Origin of the sequence: Anaerococcus sp. NML200537 (assembly GCF_026131715.1) — a bacterium.
Taxonomy (GTDB): domain Bacteria; phylum Bacillota; class Clostridia; order Tissierellales; family Peptoniphilaceae; genus Anaerococcus; species Anaerococcus kampingae.
Genome location: NZ_JAMXSL010000004.1, coordinates 72,194 through 95,528, shown reverse-complemented (window position 1 = coordinate 95,528; position 23,335 = coordinate 72,194). Strand labels below are relative to the sequence as shown.

At 32.4% G+C, this 23,335-nt stretch carries 24 protein-coding genes; 4 read left to right on the top strand and 20 right to left on the bottom strand.

The window, feature by feature from the left end:
- Nucleotides 1-103 precede the first annotated feature (103 nt).
- The gene (gene mgtE, locus NH288_RS02160; protein WP_265212736.1) at nt 104-1,429 is read right to left on the bottom strand and encodes a magnesium transporter; all 1,326 of its coding nucleotides are present in this window, start codon (nt 1,427-1,429) and stop codon (nt 104-106) included.
- Nucleotides 1,430-1,630: 201 nt separating this feature from the next.
- On the bottom strand, nt 1,631-2,326 hold the full coding sequence (locus NH288_RS02155; protein ID WP_265212735.1) for an HAD-IA family hydrolase: 696 nt from the start codon (nt 2,324-2,326) through the stop codon (nt 1,631-1,633).
- A 97-nt stretch (nt 2,327-2,423) separates the two neighbouring features.
- Here NH288_RS02155 and NH288_RS02150 point away from each other — a divergent pair, with 97 nt between their 5' ends.
- The gene (locus NH288_RS02150; RefSeq protein WP_265212734.1) at nt 2,424-3,482 is read left to right on the top strand and encodes an endonuclease/exonuclease/phosphatase family protein; all 1,059 of its coding nucleotides are present in this window, start codon (nt 2,424-2,426) and stop codon (nt 3,480-3,482) included.
- Nucleotides 3,483-3,519: 37 nt separating this feature from the next.
- On the opposite strand, the gene NH288_RS02145 is transcribed toward NH288_RS02150, so the two are convergent.
- The 6 genes from NH288_RS02145 to NH288_RS02120 all read right to left on the bottom strand — a co-directional run bounded on the left by NH288_RS02145 (nt 3,520) and on the right by NH288_RS02120 (nt 6,914).
- On the bottom strand, nt 3,520-3,942 hold the full coding sequence (locus NH288_RS02145; protein WP_265212733.1) for a GNAT family N-acetyltransferase: 423 nt from the start codon (nt 3,940-3,942) through the stop codon (nt 3,520-3,522).
- A 6-nt stretch (nt 3,943-3,948) separates the two neighbouring features.
- Entirely contained in the window at nt 3,949-4,362 is a 414-nt protein-coding gene (locus NH288_RS02140; RefSeq protein WP_265212731.1) for a histidine kinase, read from the bottom strand.
- A gap of 8 nt (nt 4,363-4,370) precedes the next feature.
- Complete coding sequence (locus NH288_RS02135) at nt 4,371-4,574, bottom strand: helix-turn-helix transcriptional regulator (protein ID WP_311531271.1); 204 nt, start codon at nt 4,572-4,574, stop codon at nt 4,371-4,373.
- 158 nt (nt 4,575-4,732) lie between these two features.
- On the bottom strand, nt 4,733-5,305 hold the full coding sequence (locus tag NH288_RS02130; RefSeq protein ID WP_265212727.1) for a DUF1294 domain-containing protein: 573 nt from the start codon (nt 5,303-5,305) through the stop codon (nt 4,733-4,735).
- Entirely contained in the window at nt 5,298-5,558 is a 261-nt protein-coding gene (locus NH288_RS02125; RefSeq protein ID WP_106460380.1) for a TIGR04076 family protein, read from the bottom strand. Before NH288_RS02125 ends, NH288_RS02130 begins: the two co-directional genes overlap by 8 nt.
- A gap of 27 nt (nt 5,559-5,585) precedes the next feature.
- A complete protein-coding gene (locus tag NH288_RS02120) occupies nt 5,586-6,914 on the bottom strand; it encodes an ATP-binding protein (RefSeq protein WP_265212724.1) in 1,329 nt (442 codons plus the stop codon).
- 715 nt (nt 6,915-7,629) lie between these two features.
- On the opposite strand from NH288_RS02120, the gene NH288_RS02115 reads away from it, so the two are divergent.
- The gene (locus tag NH288_RS02115) at nt 7,630-7,770 is read left to right on the top strand and encodes a hypothetical protein (RefSeq protein WP_265212722.1); all 141 of its coding nucleotides are present in this window, start codon (nt 7,630-7,632) and stop codon (nt 7,768-7,770) included.
- 633 nt (nt 7,771-8,403) lie between these two features.
- On the opposite strand, the gene NH288_RS02110 is transcribed toward NH288_RS02115, so the two are convergent.
- The 4 genes from NH288_RS02110 to NH288_RS02095 are packed head-to-tail and all read right to left on the bottom strand — an operon-like array spanning nt 8,404 to nt 10,992.
- Entirely contained in the window at nt 8,404-8,856 is a 453-nt protein-coding gene (locus NH288_RS02110) for an SH3 domain-containing protein (protein WP_265212720.1), read from the bottom strand.
- Nucleotides 8,853-9,626, bottom strand: a complete 774-nt coding sequence (locus NH288_RS02105) for a tyrosine-protein phosphatase (RefSeq protein ID WP_265212718.1) — start codon at nt 9,624-9,626, stop codon at nt 8,853-8,855. The genes NH288_RS02110 and NH288_RS02105 overlap by 4 nt, the downstream gene beginning before the upstream one ends.
- Entirely contained in the window at nt 9,626-10,279 is a 654-nt protein-coding gene (locus NH288_RS02100; RefSeq protein ID WP_265212717.1) for a CpsD/CapB family tyrosine-protein kinase, read from the bottom strand. Before NH288_RS02100 ends, NH288_RS02105 begins: the two co-directional genes overlap by 1 nt.
- Nucleotides 10,280-10,290: 11 nt before the next feature.
- Nucleotides 10,291-10,992, bottom strand: coding sequence for a YveK family protein (locus tag NH288_RS02095; RefSeq protein ID WP_265212715.1), 702 nt, complete (start codon nt 10,990-10,992; stop codon nt 10,291-10,293).
- A 300-nt stretch (nt 10,993-11,292) separates the two neighbouring features.
- On the opposite strand from NH288_RS02095, the gene NH288_RS02090 reads away from it, so the two are divergent.
- Together NH288_RS02090 and NH288_RS02085 are read left to right on the top strand one after the other, a co-directional pair.
- Nucleotides 11,293-12,765 (top strand): nucleotide sugar dehydrogenase, encoded by a 1,473-nt coding sequence (locus NH288_RS02090; protein ID WP_265212713.1) that lies wholly within the window; start codon nt 11,293-11,295, stop codon nt 12,763-12,765.
- A gap of 11 nt (nt 12,766-12,776) precedes the next feature.
- Complete coding sequence (locus NH288_RS02085) at nt 12,777-13,862, top strand: GDP-mannose 4,6-dehydratase (RefSeq protein ID WP_265212712.1); 1,086 nt, start codon at nt 12,777-12,779, stop codon at nt 13,860-13,862.
- Between the two features lie 67 nt (nt 13,863-13,929).
- Here the strand turns inward: NH288_RS02085 and NH288_RS02080 are convergent, their stop codons facing one another.
- Genes NH288_RS02080 through NH288_RS02045 form a run of 8 tightly spaced genes read right to left on the bottom strand, consistent with a single transcriptional unit; the run spans nt 13,930 to nt 23,332 of the window.
- Nucleotides 13,930-15,093, bottom strand: coding sequence for a sugar-transfer associated ATP-grasp domain-containing protein (locus NH288_RS02080; RefSeq protein ID WP_265212710.1), 1,164 nt, complete (start codon nt 15,091-15,093; stop codon nt 13,930-13,932).
- A gap of 28 nt (nt 15,094-15,121) precedes the next feature.
- Nucleotides 15,122-16,630: a polysaccharide biosynthesis C-terminal domain-containing protein gene (locus NH288_RS02075; RefSeq protein WP_265212708.1), complete on the bottom strand. Its 1,509-nt coding sequence runs from the start codon at nt 16,628-16,630 to the stop codon at nt 15,122-15,124.
- Between the two features lie 18 nt (nt 16,631-16,648).
- Nucleotides 16,649-17,572, bottom strand: coding sequence for an ATP-grasp fold amidoligase family protein (locus NH288_RS02070; protein ID WP_265212706.1), 924 nt, complete (start codon nt 17,570-17,572; stop codon nt 16,649-16,651).
- A 54-nt stretch (nt 17,573-17,626) separates the two neighbouring features.
- The gene (locus NH288_RS02065) at nt 17,627-18,682 is read right to left on the bottom strand and encodes an EpsG family protein (RefSeq protein ID WP_265212705.1); all 1,056 of its coding nucleotides are present in this window, start codon (nt 18,680-18,682) and stop codon (nt 17,627-17,629) included.
- 31 nt (nt 18,683-18,713) lie between these two features.
- A complete protein-coding gene (locus NH288_RS02060; protein ID WP_265212704.1) occupies nt 18,714-19,808 on the bottom strand; it encodes a glycosyltransferase family 4 protein in 1,095 nt (364 codons plus the stop codon).
- Between the two features lie 37 nt (nt 19,809-19,845).
- Nucleotides 19,846-20,937 (bottom strand): glycosyltransferase family 1 protein, encoded by a 1,092-nt coding sequence (locus NH288_RS02055; protein WP_265212703.1) that lies wholly within the window; start codon nt 20,935-20,937, stop codon nt 19,846-19,848.
- Between the two features lie 27 nt (nt 20,938-20,964).
- Nucleotides 20,965-22,122, bottom strand: coding sequence for a glycosyltransferase family 4 protein (locus NH288_RS02050; RefSeq protein ID WP_265212701.1), 1,158 nt, complete (start codon nt 22,120-22,122; stop codon nt 20,965-20,967).
- A 1-nt stretch (nt 22,123) separates the two neighbouring features.
- A complete protein-coding gene (locus NH288_RS02045; protein WP_265212699.1) occupies nt 22,124-23,332 on the bottom strand; it encodes an ATP-grasp domain-containing protein in 1,209 nt (402 codons plus the stop codon).
- Nucleotides 23,333-23,335 lie beyond the last annotated feature (3 nt).

Sequence of the window (23,335 nt, the reverse complement as noted above, 5' to 3'; positions counted from 1 at the left end):
TTATAATACTTAATTATTATAAGTTATCCCTCATCGTAAATATTGAAATATCAATAATACAAATAAAAAACCGCATACTCATTAATAAGTATACGGTAATTGTTTATAAACCCAAAAGCACTGATGCTACTTCAAAATAAATTAAAAGTACACCTGTATCTACGATTGTTGTTATAAGTGGTCCAGCCATTACGGTTGGATCTATTTTTAGCTTATCAGCAATTAATGGCAAGAGTCCACCAATTACATTTGATAGAACTATTGTTAAAAATAATGTTATTGATACTGTTAAATTTACTGCAAGGCTTACATTATCTACTATTAGTATCCTTATAAAGTTGATAGCCACAAGTACTAGGGATACAAGTGTTCCTACCCTAGCTTCCTTAAAAATAACTTTTAAGAAGTCTTTAGCAGATAGCTCGCCACTATATAATTGAGTCATAATTGTGGTTGATGCCTGGCTTCCAGCGTTTCCACCGGAGTCCATCAACATTGGTATATAGGCTGTAAGGGCTACAGCTTTGGCAAGTATTGATTCATACCTTTGAATAATAAAGCCTGTCATTGTAGCAGTAATTAGACAAATTACTAGCCAAGTTGTCCTATTTTTTGCAATGGTCCTGCTTGGTTCGTCTAGGTATGTTTCTGACTGATCAGAAATACCTGTTACGTTAGCAAAGTCCTCTTGCATCTCTTCGTGAACGATGTCGATAACATCTTCTGCTGGTACGATACCGATTAGTCTTCCTTCAGAATCTGTAACTGGCACCTCTCCTAGATCATATTTGATAGATAGCTTAGCTACTACCTCTTGGTCATCTGTTGGGCTTACTGATGCTGTTATAGGCTCTGTGATAGATTCGATAGTCGCCTTTTTATTTCTAATAAGATCGGCTATAAATACAAATCCTATTAGTACTAAAGAATCATCTGTAACCCAGATTTGCTCTAGCTTTTCAGCATCTAAATCAGAATTCATGACCTTTTCCATAGCCTTAGCTGGAGATTCACTAGATTTTACAGATAGGAAGTTAACTGTCATTATAGAACCAACAGATTCCTCTGGATAGCCTAATAGCTCGTTAATAATAGTTCTCCTGGAATCTTCGATATGGCTTGTCATTAGCTTTTGAACCATATTTGCAGGTAATTCCTGGAGGGTATCTACAAGCTCATCTTCGTCTAGTTCTTTGATTAGGTCCTTAATATTTTCTTCTGATAAAATAGATAGGATCCTATCCTTATTTTCTGGTCTTAATTCTGTAAAAGCATCTGCCAAGAGATCCTTGTTTAAAAGCTTAATCCAAATTGCTACAGATTTTTCTGGCAAAATCTCTAGCTTATCGGCGATATCTACAGGGTTCATTTGGTTGATTTCTTCTTGTAAGTTTTTAAGATTATCAACATCATATCTTCTCTCTGCCATTTTTACCTCATTTCTCTTTTATGTATAATGGCAAAAAGAATCGCCACTATACTAGTATCCTATTATCTTAAAATCCGGGTCGGGCACAGCCTTATCCATTACTCCTCCTTAAACAAATTTGCCTATACCTTAATAAAGATATAGGCCTAATCTCATTTCTTATCTGTTCAGATTATACAGTTTTTATCTTTAAAATTCAATTTATGCAAATATTTTATCAATCAATACATCTACTTCTTTTAGAGACCTTATCTCATAGTCAATATCTAAATTCAATGTATTTTCCAAAGCATTTGGATTAAACCAAACAGTCTTAATCTTAGACCTAATACCTCCAAGCATATCTGATGTTAGAGAATCACCTATAATTACATAATCATCTAGATTTCTTGAACCTATATGGTCAAATACATAGTCAAAAAATCTCTCATCAGGCTTTTCGTATCCTACAAGTTCCGAAATAAAAGATTTGATAAAAATTTTATTTAGGCCTGACCCATCAAGCTTGCCTCTTTGGGCTGTAAGCGAGCCATTTGTCACAGCATATTGGTCATACTTGCCATGGAGTTTTTCGATAATCTCCTTACCATATGGATTAAAGACATAGGTCTTACCAAGCTCTTCTTGGTAGGTCTTATTAAAATCGATTGCTATAGATTCATCTATACCGTAATCAGCAAAGAAATTTTCAAATCTTCCCACAAGGACCTGTTCTCTACTTACCTCGCCTCTTTCAAGCCTTTCCCAATATGACTTATTTATAAGCTTATAGGTCTTAATCATTTCATCACTTGGCTTATCCAAACTATATATATCAAAACACGCAAAAATAGCCCTAGTCTCTGCCAGGTCAAAATTTAAAAGTGTACCATCTATATCCCATAAAATTTTCTTCATACAATCTCCTTACCTATTTATCTTACCACAATTTAAAGCTATAACTATTTACAAAATTCTTTATAAGTGATAAGCTTATTTTAAAAGAGAGGTGCTTATGAAAAAAACAATAAAAATATTACTTGGCCTTGTAGGTATCATCTTACTAGCCTTTATCCTTCTTTTAGTTTATCTGATGATTACAGAATATAAACCAAAAGATGTAGAAGAAATAGCAGTAACTGGAAGCAAAGACCAAAAACTAGAACAAGACCACGATTACAAGCTACTAACATGGAACATAGGTTATGCTGGCCTAGATAAGGACACAGATTTCTTTATGGATGGGGGCAAGATGGTCTTTCCTATATCAAAAGACCATGTAGAAAAGGCCCTAACTGGCATAGCAGACTCCATAAACAAAATTGACCCAGACCTATGTCTGCTCCAAGAAGTAGATAGCGACTCCAAGAGGACCTATCACATAAATGAAGTCGAATTTTTCGACAATAAATTAGACGGTATTTCAACCTTCGCCTACAATTACAAGGTAAATTTCGTACCAATTCCCTTCCCTCCAATGGGCGAGGTAAATTCAGGAATCTATACAAATTCCAAATACCAAATCGAATCATCCTTTAGATACCAACAACCAATCCCACACAAGTGGCCTGTAAGGCTCGCCAACCTAAAAAGAGGCTTCAACGCATCCTACCTACCAATCGAGGGAACTGATAAGCAATTAGTCCTAGTAAATGCCCACCTGGATGCCTACGAATCAGGCTCAAATGGAAGGCTTGCCCAGACCAAACAAATTCTAGCCTTCATGGCAGAAGAATACAAAAAAGGCAACTACGTAATAGTAGGTGGAGACTTTAATCAAGAACTAAGAGAAGGTCACAAAACAGACACACCAGAAGACATGTGGCATCCATCACCATTCCCTTATGAGTATATGTCAGATGATTTCAAAACAGTCTTTGATGAAAACACAAACTCCTCAAGACTCAACCACAAACCATACGACCCAAACGACTCCTACGAATGCATAATAGATGGCTTTATAGTCAGCAAAAATGTCATAGTAAATAAAGTAAAGGGCCAAAAACTAGGTTTCGTAAACAGCGACCACAACCCAGTCCTCTTGGAATTCAAACTAGAAAAAGAAAATAAGTAAGACAAAGGCCCAAAGCATGATGCTTTGGGCCACAATTTTATAAATCAAGCCTATAAAGTTCATTTCCGCACTCTTTAAAGCCAAATTTACTAAATAAATTAAGACTAGGCTCATTAAAATCATAAATCTCAGCCTTTAAATATCTAAGCCCCTTATCTTTAGCATAATCAATCAAATTTTGCAAAACAAGAGAACCAAGACCATTGCACCTATAATCCTTATCAAGAACAAGGGCAACCATATTATCATCAAAAATAGCACAATCACCAATAAGCTTATTATCATATTCTATATAAAATAAGTCCCCGTGCTTAGATAAATAAGTATACATCCTAATAAGGTCATCCAGCTCATAAGCTTTCTGGACTCCATCAACCATCTTCACAGTAAGTGGGTCTTTGTACCAGGCTAGACTTATATCATAAGCAGGGAAATAATCTATTATTTCGATCTTTTTCATAAGTTTTTAAACCCTATACCAATCATTATCCAGAAGCTTTTCTATATTTTTTTCATTATTTACAAAAATCTTGCCCTTATATGGGATTTCGTATTGGTAGACTTTGCCTAGGTGGTTGATTTTAAGTATGTTTTTATATGAATAGTCTATGCTTATATCCTCTATCTCATTCCAGGCCATGAAGAGGAAGTCTTTTTTTAGTGAATTTGACATTTCTGATTCATAGATTCCCTTTGGGCCAAAATGTAAGATAAAGGTCCTGGTGCTATCAAATACATAATATAAATTACTTAAGAGTAATTTTATAAGGCCCTTAGCAGCAGAATTATGCTTAAAGGCTACAAGGTAGGCTCCCCCATCTCCAAAGGCTTCTTTTACTTTTTCTTCTATTTCTTCATTTGAATTAAATAATAATCCCATAATTTCTCCTATTTAAATATAAATACTTCCTTGATGTCCTTATCAAAAACCTTGCAGATCTTATAGGCTGTCTCAAGGGTCGGGCTTATAGTATTATTTTCATAAGCCATTATCGATCTGCGCTTAAGACCTACCATTTTTGCCAGGGCATTTTGAGAAAGACCCATTTCCTTCCTAAACTCCTTGATTCTATTATCTATTTCTACTTCCATCATAGAAAACCCTTCTTTTTTGTTACATTTATAGTACTATTTATGTTACTTTTATAGTACCATATTTATAAAATTTATACAAGTATAAATAAAAAATCTCTAAACATTTTCATGCAAGAGATTAAAATTATAAATCAAATGTTTTTTATACTGGAAAATTATGTGTTCACAATTAATATTAATAGCAAAACCTGCATCAAAATCATAAGAGGCAGGCCCATTTTATAATAATCCTTCTTGGTTTTATGCCTAAAAACTTTCATACCAATAAGGCCACCGACAGCTCCACCAATAAAAGATAGGCCTAGCAAAAGTCCATTTTTAAGTCTCCGCTTATCTCTGTTAGCCCTATACTTGTCAAAGCCAAAGGCTAAAAAACTTATCAGATTAATAAGTCCCAAATATATCAATAAATATGGCTTATCCTCAAAAAATCCGACAAAATCAAAAGAAAGACTTCTCATATCCTTTCTAAAAAGCAAAAACAAAACAAGCTCAATCACAAAGCTAGCAAAGGCAAAAACTTTTAGACTAAGCCCATCCTTGGCTGTATTCCTATCAAAGATCAAAATAGCAAGGATAAGTCCCAAGGACCCTCCACATATTCCTATCAAATAGAGAATTAAGGTCAAAATACTTTTTATAATTCCAGACCTAAGAGACTTGTTAGGAATATATAAAACAAGTCCTAGTATATTGGTCAGACCAAGATAAATAAAAATCTTATCCATCAATCTTCTCTAATCTAAAAATATTAATCACATCAGCATCAGGACAAGCAAAACGCACATCCCCAGCCCTAGACTTAGGAAGCTTTCCCCCATAACGGAGGATATCCACCATAGGAAAAAGAGTATGCATAGCAAGCGAACAAAACTCTCCCCTATCAGTATCAAAATCCCAAGTTTGTCCAATCTGATAGCCCTTATGACAAGGACAATCCCCCTTCTTATCAACTAAAGTAATTTTAATTTTTGGTCTCATAATCTTCTCCTATTTAAATATTACCACCTACAAAAATTGAGCCATATAAAATGGTAGGTAGTATATGTCCTTTTCCTTCTTAAAATCCTTATTATGGATCACATACTTATTTCCAATATTCTTGGAATATTTTTTGGAAAATTCATCCAAAGATATATGCTTTCTATAATTAGAAGATTTTACCTCTACAGGGCTAATCTTATTAGCCTCTGTTATCAAATAATCTATCTCATAAGTCCTCTTTGCAGTCTTGTCATAATAGGTATGGTAAAAGAGCTTATATCCTTTGACAGCGAATGTTTGTCCGACAATATTTTCATAAAGCATACCTAAATTAGATGACAATTTATTAGAAAGGATCTTCTTATATATAACATTATCTGTGAAATCCCTATCCTTAAACATAAGAGTAACCATTAGCCCAGTATCAGCTAAATACATCTTAAACTTATCAAGGTTTAAATTTCTAGATAGACCCGTACTAGGATCATTGGCATTATAGGCTATCAGTACAGTTTTAGACGCTTTAAGCTCAGAAATCTCTTCTAACAAATCACTAGCCCTTGAATTTTTAATAACGCTTGACACTTGATACCTAGATGAAGCCCTAGCCAATTCAGCAGGTATCGAATCAAAAAGTGTAGATATTTTTCCACTTGGATCAATCTTATAAAAGTCCTGCTCATAAAGATTTATAATATCCCTTTTAACTTGGTCCACCATCCTAAAATTATTAGTATCAATATAAGCCTTGATAGCCTGAGGCATACCACCTACAAGCATATAAAGCCTAAAAAGCCTCATCATATTCCTATTAGCATCCTCACCAAGAGGCTTTTTGCTAGTGAAGAATTTTTCAAGCATATTATTAGTTACACCTTCACCAGTAGCCCATAAAAATTCCTCAAAGTCCATAGGAAACATTTCAATTTTCCTCTCTTCACTAGGAATTAAAATACCTTCAACATTTTTCTTGATTGAAATTAGTGACCCAGTCTCAATATAATCATACCTACCATCGGCAACAAGCTTTTTTATAGCTTGACGAGCAAGAGGATTAAATTGAACCTCATCAAAAATAATCAAAGACTCTCTCTCGTGGAGATCTACACCATAGTGTAATTGCAACTGTAAAAATAAATAGTCCAAATCATTAACATCTTTAAAAAGATCAATAATGTGGCCTGGTGCAAAAGCAAAATCAATCAAAATATAAGACTTATACTCAGCCTTAGCAAACTCTTCAGCAATAGTAGATTTCCCAACACGCCTAGCTCCTTCAATCAAGAGAGCTGTAGTCCCTTTGGAAGAATCCTTCCAATCTAGAAGGTCCTTATAAATCTTTCTTTTAAACATATAAACCACCTATCTTACAAATACGCATTATAATTTATATCATTATACCACAAATACGCAATAGAATAAATGCCATTTACCTACAAATACGCAATAGAAATAATACGATTTTACCGCAAATACGCATTAAAAATAAAAAAATGTAATTATCACCTAAAATTTGGACAGAAGTTTTCGCAGAAAACCACCTTTCCCTTGCTTCGAGCGAAGACAAGCCCGTCGGCTCATTGAGACCAAGCCCGACGGCTCCAGGAGACAAGTCTATTAGAATTACTATGCTGTCATTATTTATTCAAATCAAAGAACAACTATATATAGTCTTCGCAAAAGTAACATATCGTTCTAAGTATTTCTAAAAATTTAAGTATGCGTAATAGATTCCTCCACTACGGTCGGAATAAGGGGAGGATAAGGCATCGGGATAAGAGAAGGAAATAAGATGTTTAAATGAAAAAGTGAAGCTCGGTCGTCCTCACTCCCCTTCTCGAACTTTACGAGAAGCAAGCCCGTACGACGTGCCTCATACCTTATCGAGCGTATGTGAGACAAGCCCGTCGGCTCATTGAGACCAAGCCAGTACGAAGCGCCCCTTCCCATCGCGAGCGAATGAGAGTGCAAGCCTGCACGAATATCGCTTCTTCGAAGCTCTCCGTGCTCCCGCACTATTATTCGATGTTTATTTTGCCCTAGCGGCCGAGAGCGACCAAATCAAGGCATGTTAACGTGGCACATGAGGGCCATGGTTCTTTTAATAAAGGGTTATGTATCTACATCGGCATTAAGTAAATATGACCATCACCCTATAACAAAAGAAGTTTTCAAAGAAAACATCTCCTTCCCTTTCATCGACCTATGACAAGCCCGTCGGCTGATTGAGACCAAGCCAACCGGCTCCAAGAGACAAGTCTATTAGACCCACTTAGGTGTTATTACTTACTTAAAATAAAGAATAAATTCATCTTCAAAACTTTAATAAATAATTTTCTTAAAACTTCCATAACTTTAATATTTATAAGCCCAGTCCGGAAGACTACTACCCTTCTCGAACGGATGTGAGAGAACCCATGGTTCTGTTTATATCGGGTTCTGTAATTACATCGGTTATAGGTAAATAAAACCATTACCTTGTAACAAAAAAAGTTTTCGAAGAAAACTTCTCTATCCCTTTCATCGACAGTAGTGGCTAGCCCGTCGGCTCCAGTAGACAAGTATATTATAACTGCTAAGGGCTCATAATTTATTAAAATCAAAGCACAACTACATCTATTCTTCGAATAAGTACCATATCGTTCGTAGTATTTCTAAAAATCTAAGTATTTGTAATAGATTTCTCCACTTCGGTCGGAACAAGGGGGTGATGTAAAAAATCTCAATTTTATCCCTATCAATATTCTAATAAACAACAGATTTCTCCACTCGCTAGGCTCAGTCGAAACAAGGGAGAAGAAAAAAACTCCCCAAACCCAACTCTGGGTCTGAGAAGTTTGTCTTATCTTAATAAGTCTGATCTGATGTAGCCTTCACGTCCGTTAAATCTTACCTTGGACCAAGCTACTCCGTCTTGGTAGATTTCTTCTATGAAGTCGACTTTGGATTCAGCTGGCACTGATAGAATAAAGTTTTCTTCAAATGAAGTTGGGCCCTCTCTGAGGTTAGCTAGAACATTTGTTGTCCTAGTTTGCTTATTAGGCTGATTTTTATTAGCTTGAGCTTGGTTTTGCTCAGGTTTTTCAGCTGGTTTTTCAGCTTCTTCCTTCTTAGGCTCTTCTTTCTTTTTTTCTTCCTTAACTTCTTCGGCTGGCTTTTCTTCCTCTTTGCCTTCTATATTATCAAATACAGACTCTACTTTTACATCTCTTTTCTCATATACTTCTTCCTCTTTGCTGCATGATGCAAGCAAGGCAAGGGCAAAAAGAGATAAAATTATATTTCTTAATTTCATTTCTTTCTCCAAAAATCAAATATAGATCTTTTCTTCTTTTTAGCTTCCTTAATCTGGTCGTATCCTGAACCTATATACTCATCATCCAAAATCTTTTGTGGATTAGTCTGAGATAGGATTTTAAATTTATCCTCCCCAATTATATCAATTATTTCTCTTTTTTCATCCTTGATATTTGGGCTTCTCCACTCTGATTGGTGGGCATCAGTCCCTAAGAAATGGACCATATTTCTCTCAAGTAAAGTCCTTGTGGTCCTTTGACTTGAGACTATCGATGAGTAATTGACCTGGATTAGAGCACCCATCTTGATGAAATCTAGGAGATAGTCAGGATTTTCCTTGACATAGGCATATCTTTCAGCATGGGCAATGATTGGAACCAAGCCCTCCAGCTGAATATTAAAAATCAAATCCTTAAGGAATAGGGCCTTATTCATAAAGGGCAATTCCAATAGGACATATCTGCTATCAGCAAGTTTGTTTAGACTACCATCATTTATAAGCTTGACAGTATTAGGCTCTACCTGGATTTCATGCCCTGGATATATCTTAAAATCTATGCCTCTTTTTGCAATCTCTGCATTAAGAATGGCAGCTTTTTCTCTAATCTCGTCAGGATCAACCATATATCTAGACCTATCGAAGTGGCTTGTGGCAATAGTTTTTGTAAAGCCATTAGTCAGGTATATTTCTACCATCTTCAACGATTCTTCAATCGATCTAGACCCATCATCCACGCCATAGATAATATGGCAGTGTGTATCAATCATTAATAGTATCCCTTATAATTAAATTCTTTGACATCAGCAAAGGTAAGGATAGCACCAATAACCTTGGCATTAACCTTCTTTAGATTATCAAGTGCTCTAGATATTTCTTCCTTTTTGGTGTCGTTGGATTTAATTGCAAAAATCATACCATCGCAGAAGGTAGACACAATTGATGCATCTGTAAATAGACCTACTGGAGGTGTGTCTATAAATACATAGTCAAAAGACTGGGATAATTCATTGACCAAGTCTTTGATATGGTTAGAAGCCAAAATCTCAGCTGGGTTAGGTGGTGTAGGACCTGAAAGAAGCAAGAATAGATTCTCTTGGCCCTTATCCCTATAAAGAGCTCTATCAAGCTCAAGCTTGCCTGTAATAACATTGGTAAGACCCACGTTATTATCAATACCAGCCACAACCCCCACCTTAGGTGCCCTAAGGTCGAAATCTAGGAGGACAACCCTCTCGCCATTTTCGGCAAAAGATTGGGCAAGTTTATAGACTACAGTAGTCTTACCCTCACTAGGCTTAGAAGAAGTCATAGCAATTATTTTATTTTTGTGATCAATATCTGCAAACTGGATATTAGTTCTAACAGAACGAATAGCCTCATCATATAGACTTGAATTGTAATATGAATGTTTTTTAGCCATAATCTCCCCCCCTACTTTCTTACCTTGTGCTTATCAGGAATAAGACCAAGCACAGGAATATCAAATGCCTCAGTCACTTCTTCACTAGTTTTAACCCTAGTATTAGATAGCTCCATAATAAGGGCAATACCAATACCTAATATAAAACCAAGCATAGCACCAATAGCGGTATTTCTCATAACCTTTGGAGAAGATGGCTCTTCAGGCAAGGTCGCCTTATCTAGGATTTGAACATTGTCCACATTCATAATCTGAGTAATAGAATCCTTAAAGATCATAGAAGTCTCATTGGCAATATCTGCTGCTCTTTGAGGAATGGTGTCGACAACCTGGACAGAAATAATCTGAGTATCCTTCACAGGCTCGATAGATACCTTATTAGAAAACTCCTCATAATCCATATCAAGGTTAAGGTTAGCAATAACCTTATCAGCAATCCCTCTAGATTTAACAATCTCAGAATAGGTAGAAACTAGAGCCCTATTCGCATTAATCTGACTAAGCTCCACATCAGCTTGCGGATTATTTTGATCAATATTCTGTTTAGAGCTGCTAACAATCATAGAAGTATTAGCCTCATACTTTGGACTAATCACATACTTAGAAAGCCCAAAAGCCCCCGCTCCCGCCAGGATAGCAAGAATCAGAATAAGTAAGCTATGCTTAAGAATCTGCTTACCCAATTCCAATAAATCAATTTCTTGTTCGTTCATTAAAATCTCCTCGTAAATATTTCTTTGTATAATAATTTTAGTATGAAAAAATACTATATCTAACTACTATTTTATAATAAATTGACCTAAATTTCAATGATTATTTGTATTTATATCAATAATTCATCCATTTTTATAATTAATTCTACTAATGTAATGTGATTAATCCGTTATATAATCAAAGTTATTTTAAATAACACTATTTTAAAATTTTATCTATAGCATATTATTTTTGACGTTTTAATTGACTTTATGTCCTCTTATAATATGATATAAATAATCAAATGAAAGGAAATAGATATGAAAAAACTATCACTAGATAAATTAGCAGATACTATTAGTATAAATAGAAAAAAATTAAAGATAACCCAGCAAGACTTGGCTGATAAGACGGGTATAAACCGATCTATGATTAGCAGAATAGAAGCAAGTGACTATATGCCAAGTATAGACCAGCTCCAAGCTATAGCAGAAGTTCTCGATTTCGAGCCTGTGGACCTTTTTATAGAAGAGAAAAAATCACAAGCTCATAAGCCACTAGATAAAAAATATAAAATAGCTGTCGCAGGCACAGGCTATGTAGGTATGTCTATAGCTACCCTACTAGCCCAACACAATTCTGTAACAGCAGTGGATATCATTCCTGAAAAGGTAGATATGATAAATAAAAGGATATCCCCTATTCAAGATGACTATATAGAAAGATACCTAGCCGAAAAAGAACTAGACCTTGTGGCCACACTTGATGGAGAAGCAGCCTATAAGGATGCTGACTTTGTAATAATAGCAGCTCCGACAAACTACGACAGCAAAAAGAACTTCTTTGATACATCAGCTGTAGAGGATGTAATAGAATTGGTCCTAAAAGTCAATTCTGATGCTATGATGATTATTAAATCTACCATACCAGTCGGATATACCAAGCATATAAGGGAAAAATATCAGACAAATAATATAATATTTAGCCCAGAGTTCTTAAGAGAATCCCAAGCCCTCTATGACAATCTATACCCATCTAGGATAATAGTATCCTGTGATGATGACTCAAGAGAAGCGGCAGAAATATTTGCAACTCTCCTAGAAGAAGGAGCAATAAAATCAGATATAGATATCCTATATTTAGGATTTACTGAAGCAGAAGCAGTCAAGCTATTTGCAAATACTTACCTTGCCCTAAGAGTCTCCTACTTCAACGAACTAGATACCTATGCAGAAAGCAAAGGCCTAAATACAGAAGAAATAATCAAAGGAGTCTGCTTAGACCCAAGAATAGGCGACCACTACAATAACCCATCCTTTGGCTACGGTGGCTATTGCCTACCAAAAGACACAAAACAACTCCTAGCTAACTTCGACCAAGTCCCACAAAACATGATATCAGCAATAGTTGATGCAAATAGTACGAGAAAAGACTTCATAGCTGATCAAGTATTAGAAATAGCGGGAGCTTATGCAGCAAATAGTAAATGGGACCCTGAAAAAGAAGAAAATAAAATAATAGGTGTATATAGACTTACAATGAAATCTAATTCAGACAACTTCCGCCAATCTTCTATCCAGGGTGTCATGAAAAGAATAAAGGCAAAGGGAGCTGAAGTAATAATCTACGAACCTACCCTCAAAGATGGAGAAACATTCTTCGGGTCAAAAATAGTAAATAACATGAATAAATTCAAAAAAATTAGTGAGGCAATAATAGCTAATAGGTATGATTCAGAATTAGATGATGTAATAGACAAAGTATATACTAGAGACATATTTAAAAGAGATTAATAAGGAAAATTATGAACAACATAGACTTAAAAAATAAGACAATATTTATAACAGGGTCTGCTGGCTTTATTGGCAGCAACCTTGTTTTAGAACTTTTAAAAACACAATCCCCTATAAATATAGTGGGAATTGATAATATGAACGATTATTATGATGTAAACATAAAAAAGTGGAGACTAGAAGAAATTGAAAGATGTTTAGGAACTCATGATGATTCATCCTATACCTTCTACCAAGAAGATTTAGCAGATAAAACTATTATTGATAAAATATTTAAAGATCATAAGCCAGATATAGTTGTAAACCTAGGTGCCCAAGCAGGAGTACGTTATTCAATCTCAAATCCAGACTCCTATATCCAATCAAATATGATAGGTTTTTATAATATTCTTGAAGCCTGCCGCCATTCTTACGATAATGGAGCAAAAGGAGTAGAGCACTTAGTATACGCCTCTTCATCATCTGTATATGGATCAAATAAAAAAGTACCTTATAGTACAGATGATAAGGTAGATAATCCTGTGTCCTTATACGCAGCAACAAAAAAATCTAACGAACTAATGGCCCATGCCTATAGCAAGCTTTATAATATCCCATCAACAGGCCTAAGATTTTTCACAGTATATGGCCCAGCAGGAAGACCAGATATGGCATATTTTGGATTTACAAACAAACTCCGTAATGGAGAAACCATAAAAATATTCAACTACGGTAATTGTAAAAGAGACTTCACCTATATCGATGATATAGTAGAAGGGGTAAAAAGAGTAATGCAAAAAGCACCAGAAAGAAAAAATGGCGATGATGGATTACCAATCCCACCATACAAGGTATATAATATAGGAAATAACAATCCAGAAAATCTCCTAGACTTCGTAGAAATACTACAAGAAGAGCTAATAAGAGCAAAAGTCCTACCAGAAGATTATGACTTTGAATCTTACAAAAAATTAGTACCAATGCAACCTGGCGATGTACCTATCACATACGCCGATACAAAACCACTAGAAGAAGATTTCGGTTTTAAACCTGATACCAGTCTTAGAGAAGGTATTAGGAAATTTGCTGAGTGGTATAAAGATTTTTATAAAATATAACTTTACTTCAAAAAGCCACCATGTAACTCTAGTTTTCATGATGGCTTTTGTTAAACGTATATATATTTCATATTTTTTCAAATTCATTCTTTCTATCTTCTAATTTAAGGGATTTCATTTCTCTAATCCATTTTAAGACATCTTTTGTATTTTCACCAAAGCCTCCTTTACCATGAGCCATTTCAATCAACCAAATGGATCCACCATTTACATTTGCTTCAATTAGAACTGGCTCACCATCTTCATCGATTGTAAAGTCCCAATTATAGGATCCTAGCTGTGGTAATGCTTGATGCATTCGTTTAGCCGCCTCAATCACTTTCTCTACCCCAACTATCTTATGACCCTCGAATATAAGTTTTGTATCTGGATGTTCATTAAATTTATCACAAAACTCCGTAAAAGCAGTTTTATGCAAAATACCGTCATTGTCTAATGCAATGAATATGCCTCCTGCATGGGCATTATCAATATTAGCATTACCTCTACCGATCCTCATAATAACAGGCATAGCTTCAATTTTATTATTCCATCTATACGTTATTATTCTAAATGTATTAACACTCTTTGGGTATATTTCTTTTATAGATTCATGACAGGATATAACTTCTTGAATAACAAAATTACTACCTAGATTGCTTAGAACATCCTCAGCCTTCTTATTGGTTAAAGTATCAATCCCATTTCTAAAATTAGCAATAAAACAATCACTACCACTATCTGAATCAACAGACGGTTTAATGAATACTTTGCCTAAGTTCGATAATTTATTAGTAAATTCAATTTTAGATAACAAACTATAATTATTGTCTCTATATAGCCCATAACAGCATGATAATAATATTTCAGGAGTCTTGATACCTACAGATTTAGCAATTAATGGCAATAAATTCTTATCCTCTATAGCTTTTGAATAATCCTTATTTATATTCATAAAGTGTTCAAATTCAGGAATAAATAAAAGCTCAGGAAAAAAATTCTCATCAAAATTTCCAGTATAAGCAGTGAAATATTTATGCCAATCTAAAGATACTTTCTCTCCATAGTTATTTATATATAATTCATTAACTTTTTTAATCTGATCCTCTGTTAAATGAACCTTCCCTAAAATATTTTGTCTTCTTTGATCAGATATTTTATTTATTTCATTTTTTCTTGATCTTCGAATCCTATATTTACCATATAATTCTAATATCACATTTTTTAGGTTACTTCGTAATCTTATATTCATAAAATCTCCTATTACAAAAACTATTATATTACAAGATTGACTTTATGCTTTCCTTTATTTTTTCAATTAGTTTTATAATGTAACTCTTGTAGAAAATCGCATTTATAAGCAACGTCATAAAAATACCAACAGCGGTTACTATAATTGCTTGTAATATCCATGAAATCCAAGAACCTGCATATATATTAAGTAACATATACGCTATTATAAATAAGATAATCATTAATATATCTACTGACATTTGTTTAATAAATAATTTCAGCGACCAGTAAATTATATTTCTAGAATTATAATATGCCATCCAAATAGTTTGATATAACATAGCAATAAATGTTCCTATTGCAACACCAACTAATCCTAAAGTATTAACAAGCATTATAGATAAAACTATATTTAAAATAGCAGCGATTATATAGTTATTCTGAGTTTGTTTATAATGACCAGCTGCTAATATCATTAGATTGTATGGTAATCTTAAGCATCTTACTGCATTCGCTATAACCATTAAAAAAGCAAATAATGGCTGAATATATTTCGCATCCCTAATACCTAAAGTATAAATTTCGACAAAAGGCAAAATCAATACTAAAGTAACTCCAAAAATTAAAATTGTAGCTGTATGGACTGTCCACTCAACCCGGCCAAAAATATCCTTTAACTTTTCAAATTCTTCTTTTGCAAGTAATTCTCCCATCAATGACTGCATTCCTCCAGCCATTGATACGACAAGTACTCTGATTCCTTGAGTTATCATATTATAAACGGAATAAATTGATACTGAACTAAGTCCAATAAACATTGTAAGAATAATACTGTCTGTTCCATCCAGTATAACAGCAGCAACATGTTGAGCTATTCCATTCCATTTTTGTTTTATAGGCTCTCCTGAGTATTTAATACTCCAATCTATATTGTAATTTTTCTTAACATATATAGAAAGCAAAAATGGTCTAAACAGATATATTAAAGATGTAGTTAGCTTTACTATATGGATAGAAGCCCCTAATTTTATTAATATAAAACAGGCTATAGTGTTTAATATCAATGTAACAGTTTGGATATTAAAAGAAAAATACCCTCTTTGATTTGCAGTTATGAGCAAGCTATTAACAATTCCAAAATAATATTGAGCAAATGAACTTATGCTTATTACAAGAATCATAGTAGCAGTATACAAGAATCCAAAGTTACTTTTTGCTACTAGTGGATATACTCCCATAAGTATAATTACATAAACTAAAAGAATTCTTGCTAGTCTAGAAAAGAACTTCTGACCTGATACTACAATCTTGCTGATTTCAACATGATCTTTTTCTGCCAATGGCTTGTATAGAGATGACTCAATTACAGCTCCTACTCCCAACTCCAGAAATGCTATTATAGCTAGAAATTGTGTTATAGAATTAATTAATCCATTTACCTCGGATCCATATGTATGTAGAATTAATCTAGGTACTATAAATCCACAAATAATTGTAGTCAATTGAAATATTAATGATGAACTTGTGTTAAAGGCTAAAAGTTTTCTTCTATTCATTAGGATTATTTCCTTATATCATTGAGTTTTAGCAGGTAGATTTATCCAACTACCTAACTTAACATCCCATTCAAATGGTTCAATTTTATCAAAGCCACTCCCATCGAAAAATGTTAATTCTCCAAAATAAATCTTATCATTGCTTAAATATAAATCCACCCTAACATGTGGTATTCCTTCAGATAAAATCTCTGCAATTTCTTTCATTTTATCAAAATGATTTGGTTTAGATGGTTTTACTTTAGCATTAGGCATATTAAATGTGAAATCTAACCAATTGAAATCCATATCAAAAAAATCTCCCGTTGTTTCTTTATCAGTATTCCTATCCTGATATATTCCAACTACTTTTGCTTTACCATCAAAACAGTAAAATTTATAATCTCTCAAATTTGTACCTGTTTCATCGGTCATGTATTTTTCAGCAATAATCTTTCTAGGGACATCTTTATACGGCCATTCCCTACCTAATAAGTAGTAATCTTGTTTTAAGCCTTTTCTCAAGTTTCTTTTAACTTTTTTTATATCCAACTTTGATTTATCTTTACATATACACAATCCAAGACCCGAATTATGATTACACTTTAGTACAAACTGGTTTGGAAGAGATTCGAAATCAATATCATCAGGATTATCCCAGACACCAATCAGTGGAATAAGATATTCATCTCCAATTTTTTCGGATATATAATCTCGCACTTTGTACTTATCAACCATAATAGTATATTCTGGTCTTCTATTATAAAGTTTTAACCATTGTAACTTTTCATTGAATGTTGTTGGGTTATCTAAATTCAATCCATACCCCATAGATGCATCAAAAAGCTTTACTAAAAATTTTGCATCGTCCGTGTCACTCAATATTCCGAGTTTAGAATTTACCCTAATTCTAACCTTGGGATTAATTAAATAATTTATAACATTTTCAAAAACATAACTCATACTAATTCTCCTCAATAATTTTAATGAATGTATTTTTATATGAGCTCTAACGATTTACATAAATGATTTATATGGAACCACTCCCAACCCATTATTAAATAAACCATATATATAAAGTGCTGAGAATATAAAAGTAAATATAATTATGTATAATCTTCTATATTTAGACTCATATACAATATTAGGTATTGATAAAGTAAATAATATTGAAAAATAATTTGTAACTCTAGTAAATAACGAAAATGATATCGCACCCATTTGTATATAAATGGCTCCAAAAGAAGACTCATATCTCATAATTTCACTGTTAACTTTATTTTTCTTTAATAATACGCCTATAAAAATTACAATAAATGCATAGAAGAATAGAAGTTTAATTCCTTCACCACTAACCGCCACATTAGAGTAATTATTACTATACAAATTATATATTTTAGGTAATAACATACTAAATCCTAAATAAGATAAAAGTATATATATAATATTTAATTTAAAAGATGTCGATTTTTTTCTATTATACGATAATACATATGTCAAATAAAAAAATATTGCTGTTTTATGGAACGAAATAGCTAATAAAACTAAGATAAAATATTTTATCAATTTATTTTTTTCTAAAAACCTAAAGGCTAGAAAACATAAAACACATGCAATGGATTGGCGTAAAATACACATATTGAAACCAATAAATTCTAATCCAGAATATATCAAAAAACTTAATGCCGGATATTTTGAATCCTTATATATAATAATTGAGAAAATACCAAAAGTTATACAAAATACGATAACTTCAAATATTCTAAAATTTCCAGTAAATAATGCAATAATTTTATTTAACAGAACATAACCCGGATCATAAATATGATTTGTAATAAAAAATTTCATACTAAAGTTAGGGTATAAATTTGAAAAGTAACTTCTGTAATTAATAACATCAACACCAAGTTCTTCATGCCTAAATATCCCAATTGAAAGTATTAATAAAAAACACACTATAAAACTTATATCTCTTAATTTTATTCTGTAGTCAAATATTCTTATATTTTTAAATGTTGTTTCTAAAAAAATATTAAATAATAATACTAACAGAAGTATAAAATATATCTTCAAATAATTCTCCTATAAATATTTTAATGATAAATTACTCATTTAATTTTAGACTTTCTAAATATTCTATCCAAGAGTTTAAAACAAAGGTAGATTTATACTGATTTGCATTTTTTTTACTTTCTTTAGAATACTTATCTTGTAATTCCTTATCTTGTAAAACATCTATGATAGCAGAGCTCAATTCTATATAACTACCTGTTTCTACTAAGAGTCCACTTTCATCATCATTTATAAGCATTCTAGGACCTCCACATGGGCAGTCAGTTGATATAGATGGGACTCCTGCTGCTAGTGCTTCCATAAGAGCATTTGGCATTCCTTCATAATCTGAAGATAAAACAAAAATCTCAGCTCTACTAAGAACACCAGGTATATCATTTGAATTTCCGCATAATTTTATATTATTACTCAGCCCCTTTTTATCGATAATGTTTTGCAATTCATTTCTTAATGATCCCTCACCATATATATATAACTTAGCATATTTACATTTTTTAACAACTATTTCAAATGCATCAATAAGCATCTTATGATTTTTTTGCTCTTCAAGTCTTCCGCATGTGACTATCGTATTCTCTTCAATGTTTCTTTGAATCTTAAAAAAATCATCTTTAACAGCATTATAAATTATCTTTGATTTTCTCTGTAGTTTTTTTGGAAACCAAGCTTGAGCTTCATGAGTTTGGAATACACATCCATCAGCTATAGGCATTATATAGTTACCAACAAACTTACCTAATTTACCTGCATATTCTTTTTCTGGATCATTTCTTACTGAAACAATACATTTTGTTTTTAAACCTATGGAAGACAATATAGCTCTAAAGTTTGCTTCAGCCATAAATGAAATTAAAAAATCAGGGTTTTGGGTCTCAAGTATTTTCCTTAGCTTGTGAATAAGGAAAAAATTTCGTTTTATCCTATTTCCAGTATCTTGTTTGTCTAATAAATTAATCCTATTTATGTTTTTAGGAAAATCATATTCATTGTTACCTTCAAAGGTTGTAATTACTGTCGTTTTGTAATTTTGTTCGTGAAATCCAGTTGCCAATTGTAATATTGCACGTTCTGCTCCACCTTTTTCTAGGTTATTTATATAAAATACTATATTTGGTTTTATATCCATAATATGTCCTTAAAATATATACTTATATTTAGTAAAATCACAAATTCAAATAAAAATTTTGCAGAGACTTCGAAACTTTTATAATATTGAACTCACTATCAACTAATTCATCATACAAATTTTTATGTTTAATATTCTTTAAACTCAAAATTTTATTTGCCCATTTTTTTAAAGAGTCGTTATTGTTTATAGGGATAAATTCTAGATTTTCAGTATATTTTACCTCTTTTGTAATTTGATCAGAAGCTATACACTGTAATCCTGACGCTTGTGCTTCAACTAAAGAAACAGGTAATCCCTCATAAAGTGATGGAAGTATAAACACATCGAAAGCTTGTAATACTCTATTGATATCATTTCTAACACCTAAAAAAGTTATCTTATTCTCTATTAATGTACCCCTAATACTTTCATATATATTTTCTTTTACACCTTTTCCAGCAAGAACTAAATTAGCGTTAGAGTCTTTTTCTGCAATTATTTTAAATAATTCAATAATAAATTTGTGATTTTTAGGATAAGTATAATTAGCTACATGACCTATAACAAACTTATTGTTCAAATTTAATTCATTTCTGACATTCTTCCTAATACTTTCATCAAAAATGAACTTTTTCATTTCAATTCCATTATAAATGATTGAAAAATTAGAATTCTTACCAAATAACCACTCCCCTGACTCTGTTGAGCAAGCAAAATTATAATCAGAGAATTTTACAATATCTCTATGTAGGTAATCCACGATTATTTTTTTAACTCCAGTCCCTGATGATGTTGAATGGCTATGTGCTATTGTTATCAATCCATATTTCTTTGCAATCTTTAGATAAATGGATGCAGTACTATCTAAATGGCCATGAATAATTTGCCACTCTCCTTTACTTAGGAGCTTATTCCATGAAATTTTATAATCTATTATATTATAAATCTTGAATCTAGGAAGGTGATAAATTTTACCTCCCAGGCTTTCTATTTCATCGTCATAATGGCACCTATTATTGGTATGAACAGCAAAATCAAATTGCACCTTTGTCCTATCTATGTTCCTATAAATATTCATTATTAGAGTTTCAGCACCACCTCTATCCATTCCACCAATTACATGCAATATTCTTTTTATATTACTCACAATATCTCCTAATTTTATTTCTTGATATTATAAAGTAGAATTATAAATATATCTTAATTCTTTCTCTACAATTAGCGAATCATACTTTTTTATTTTTTTTAAATTATATTCTCGCATATTTAATCTCATATCTAAGGAGTCAACTAATCTCATAATTCTATCGTTTAATTGATGCTTATCATTAACATCAATTATAAATCCTCCTAAATTATCATCAATAAGGTCTCTGTTTCCTCTGATATCAGATACAATACACGGAAGTCCACATGCCATTGCTTCCATTACTGATCTAGGGAGTCCTTCTCTTAGTGATGTAAGCAAAAATATATCTGATGATTTCATTAATTCTATAATATCATCCCTGTAACCAAGAAAAATTATTTTACTTTCAACACCCTTTTCTTTAGCATATTTTTTAAGTTCGACCTCACTAGGCCCAACTCCACATATCAAATATTTAATGTTTTCTTGATCCTTAACCAAAGATAAAGCGTCTATGACAGCTTTATAATTTTTATTCTTTTCAAGTCTCCCAGCAGATATTAATACAGTATCATCAAATTTCAGTCCTAATTTTTTTCTAATCTCATTTTTTGATACATCAATGTTTTTGATACTTATTGTATCAATACCTACTCCATGTACTTTGAAAATTTTACCATTGTTTTTTAATTTAAAATTTTTTGCTGCTTGATAATCCTCTTCATTTATAGTAATAATCACATCAGTAAATCTAGCCAATATTTTTTCAGAAAATTTGAATACTAAATTTTTTAAAAAAGACTGCCCTTGAAAAAAATGAAATCCGTGAACTGTATATATTATTTTATCAACATTGTATCTTGTACCAACTAATCTCCCTATTAGGCCACCGATAGGAGTATTACAATGAATTACGTTTATATTGTTATTTTTTATTACTTCACTTAGATTCTTATACGCTACTATATTATCCTTAATATTTAGCAAGTCCCTATACGTATGAGAATCAAACATTTTTACTGGCAATTCACATTTTAGCTCATTTGGATTACTCCTATTTATTCCAAAATATACCGTATACCCCATGTCAATAGCAGCTTTTAAGCATGGTCTACTAACGTTCGTTAATTTTACATCTGTTCTACTTAATTGTTCTTGTACTGTTGGTTTAGGACTATTTGATAAAAACACATATCCCTTCAATTCATCTCTCCTCGGAAAAAAACTCAAATTTAATGGTTCTTATTGCTCTTTCAGCAATAGATATAGCATCTTTGGGATTCGAAGCTTGCGATATTACAAATCCTGCTCTATCTCCGCTACACTTTATTTCATTGAGATTTTCATTAACGTTACTAACTAAAGTAACATCTTTAATTCCAGACATATTCTTTGCTTCATTTAATCCATGGATGAATTTAATTTTACCTTTATCATATTCAATATATCTAATAGCAGCCGCTAAATTAAGGTTCTTCTCTAAATTAATATCTTCACCAATCGATAATCTAATACAAGCTTCAACCATATTTACACCTGTAGAATAAGGCACTAAATGTGTTGTTATATTATCTCCACCCAATCTAGCACCAATTTCTACTATCTTTGGGCCATCTTTTGTTATTTTGATTTCAGTATGTGAAGGTCCATCTATGATACCAATTGCTCTGTTAGCCTCAATAGCAACTTTTTTTATTTTTTCAACAATTAAATGTCCTAACTGTGATGGCTGACTATGACCCATCTCCACGAAATATGGAGCACCAGTAGTTAATTTATCAGTAACCTGTATAACATTACAAATCCCATTTTTAGAGATTGTTTCAACGCTGACCTCTGGTCCTTCCATGTATTCTTCTACAACTAAATTACCAGAAATTGAATTTTGCATACAATAATCATATATTCTTCTTAAATTATCTGAATCATAATTATCGATTAGTCTTATACCTCTGCTTCCTGAATTATCAGCAGGCTTCACTATACACCTATAATTATTTTCTCTAATTTTGTTGATTGCTTTAATATAACAATCATAATTAGATACAGAAAAATACATAGGTATAGGAACATTATTCTTTTTTAAAATATCTCTCATTTTAGACTTATTAGTTGCATTTATTGCTGTGCTTTCATTTATTCCTATTAAGTTAAGTTCTTTAACTACTTTTGCTACAGTAGTCATCGGTCTATCACTAGCAATCGTAATAATCCCGTCTATTTTATTTTTCCTAGCTTCTTCTAATACTTTTTCTGTGTCAGTAGTGCTCACTACAATCTTCTTATCTGCATATGAAAAACCTTCTGCATTAGGATTCATGTCAACTGCAATAACATATAATCCCATTTTTTTTGCTTCCAAGATAGCAGGAATTTGTAAAATACTTGCACCTAAAATCATTAATTTTTTCATATT

Coding starts and splice junctions, on each gene's coding strand:
- NH288_RS02060 (WP_265212704.1), bottom strand. CDS start 19,808: ATGGATATAAAACCAAATATAGTATTTTATATAAATAACCTAGAAAAA.
- NH288_RS02145 (WP_265212733.1), bottom strand. CDS start 3,942: ATGAAAAAGATCGAAATAATAGATTATTTCCCTGCTTATGATATAAGT.
- mgtE (WP_265212736.1), bottom strand. CDS start 1,429: ATGGCAGAGAGAAGATATGATGTTGATAATCTTAAAAACTTACAAGAA.
- NH288_RS02080 (WP_265212710.1), bottom strand. CDS start 15,093: ATGAATATAAGATTACGAAGTAACCTAAAAAATGTGATATTAGAATTA.
- NH288_RS02120 (WP_265212724.1), bottom strand. CDS start 6,914: ATGTTTAAAAGAAAGATTTATAAGGACCTTCTAGATTGGAAGGATTCT.
- NH288_RS02130 (WP_265212727.1), bottom strand. CDS start 5,305: ATGGATAAGATTTTTATTTATCTTGGTCTGACCAATATACTAGGACTT.
- NH288_RS02115 (WP_265212722.1), top strand. CDS start 7,630: ATGTTAACGTGGCACATGAGGGCCATGGTTCTTTTAATAAAGGGTTAT.
- NH288_RS02150 (WP_265212734.1), top strand. CDS start 2,424: ATGAAAAAAACAATAAAAATATTACTTGGCCTTGTAGGTATCATCTTA.
- NH288_RS02125 (WP_106460380.1), bottom strand. CDS start 5,558: ATGAGACCAAAAATTAAAATTACTTTAGTTGATAAGAAGGGGGATTGT.
- NH288_RS02095 (WP_265212715.1), bottom strand. CDS start 10,992: ATGAACGAACAAGAAATTGATTTATTGGAATTGGGTAAGCAGATTCTT.
- NH288_RS02075 (WP_265212708.1), bottom strand. CDS start 16,630: ATGAATAGAAGAAAACTTTTAGCCTTTAACACAAGTTCATCATTAATA.
- NH288_RS02140 (WP_265212731.1), bottom strand. CDS start 4,362: ATGGGATTATTATTTAATTCAAATGAAGAAATAGAAGAAAAAGTAAAA.
- NH288_RS02135 (WP_311531271.1), bottom strand. CDS start 4,574: ATGGAAGTAGAAATAGATAATAGAATCAAGGAGTTTAGGAAGGAAATG.
- NH288_RS02105 (WP_265212718.1), bottom strand. CDS start 9,626: ATGATTGATACACACTGCCATATTATCTATGGCGTGGATGATGGGTCT.
- NH288_RS02085 (WP_265212712.1), top strand. CDS start 12,777: ATGAACAACATAGACTTAAAAAATAAGACAATATTTATAACAGGGTCT.
- NH288_RS02090 (WP_265212713.1), top strand. CDS start 11,293: ATGAAAAAACTATCACTAGATAAATTAGCAGATACTATTAGTATAAAT.
- NH288_RS02045 (WP_265212699.1), bottom strand. CDS start 23,332: ATGAAAAAATTAATGATTTTAGGTGCAAGTATTTTACAAATTCCTGCT.
- NH288_RS02155 (WP_265212735.1), bottom strand. CDS start 2,326: ATGAAGAAAATTTTATGGGATATAGATGGTACACTTTTAAATTTTGAC.
- NH288_RS02100 (WP_265212717.1), bottom strand. CDS start 10,279: ATGGCTAAAAAACATTCATATTACAATTCAAGTCTATATGATGAGGCT.
- NH288_RS02070 (WP_265212706.1), bottom strand. CDS start 17,572: ATGAGTTATGTTTTTGAAAATGTTATAAATTATTTAATTAATCCCAAG.
- NH288_RS02110 (WP_265212720.1), bottom strand. CDS start 8,856: ATGAAATTAAGAAATATAATTTTATCTCTTTTTGCCCTTGCCTTGCTT.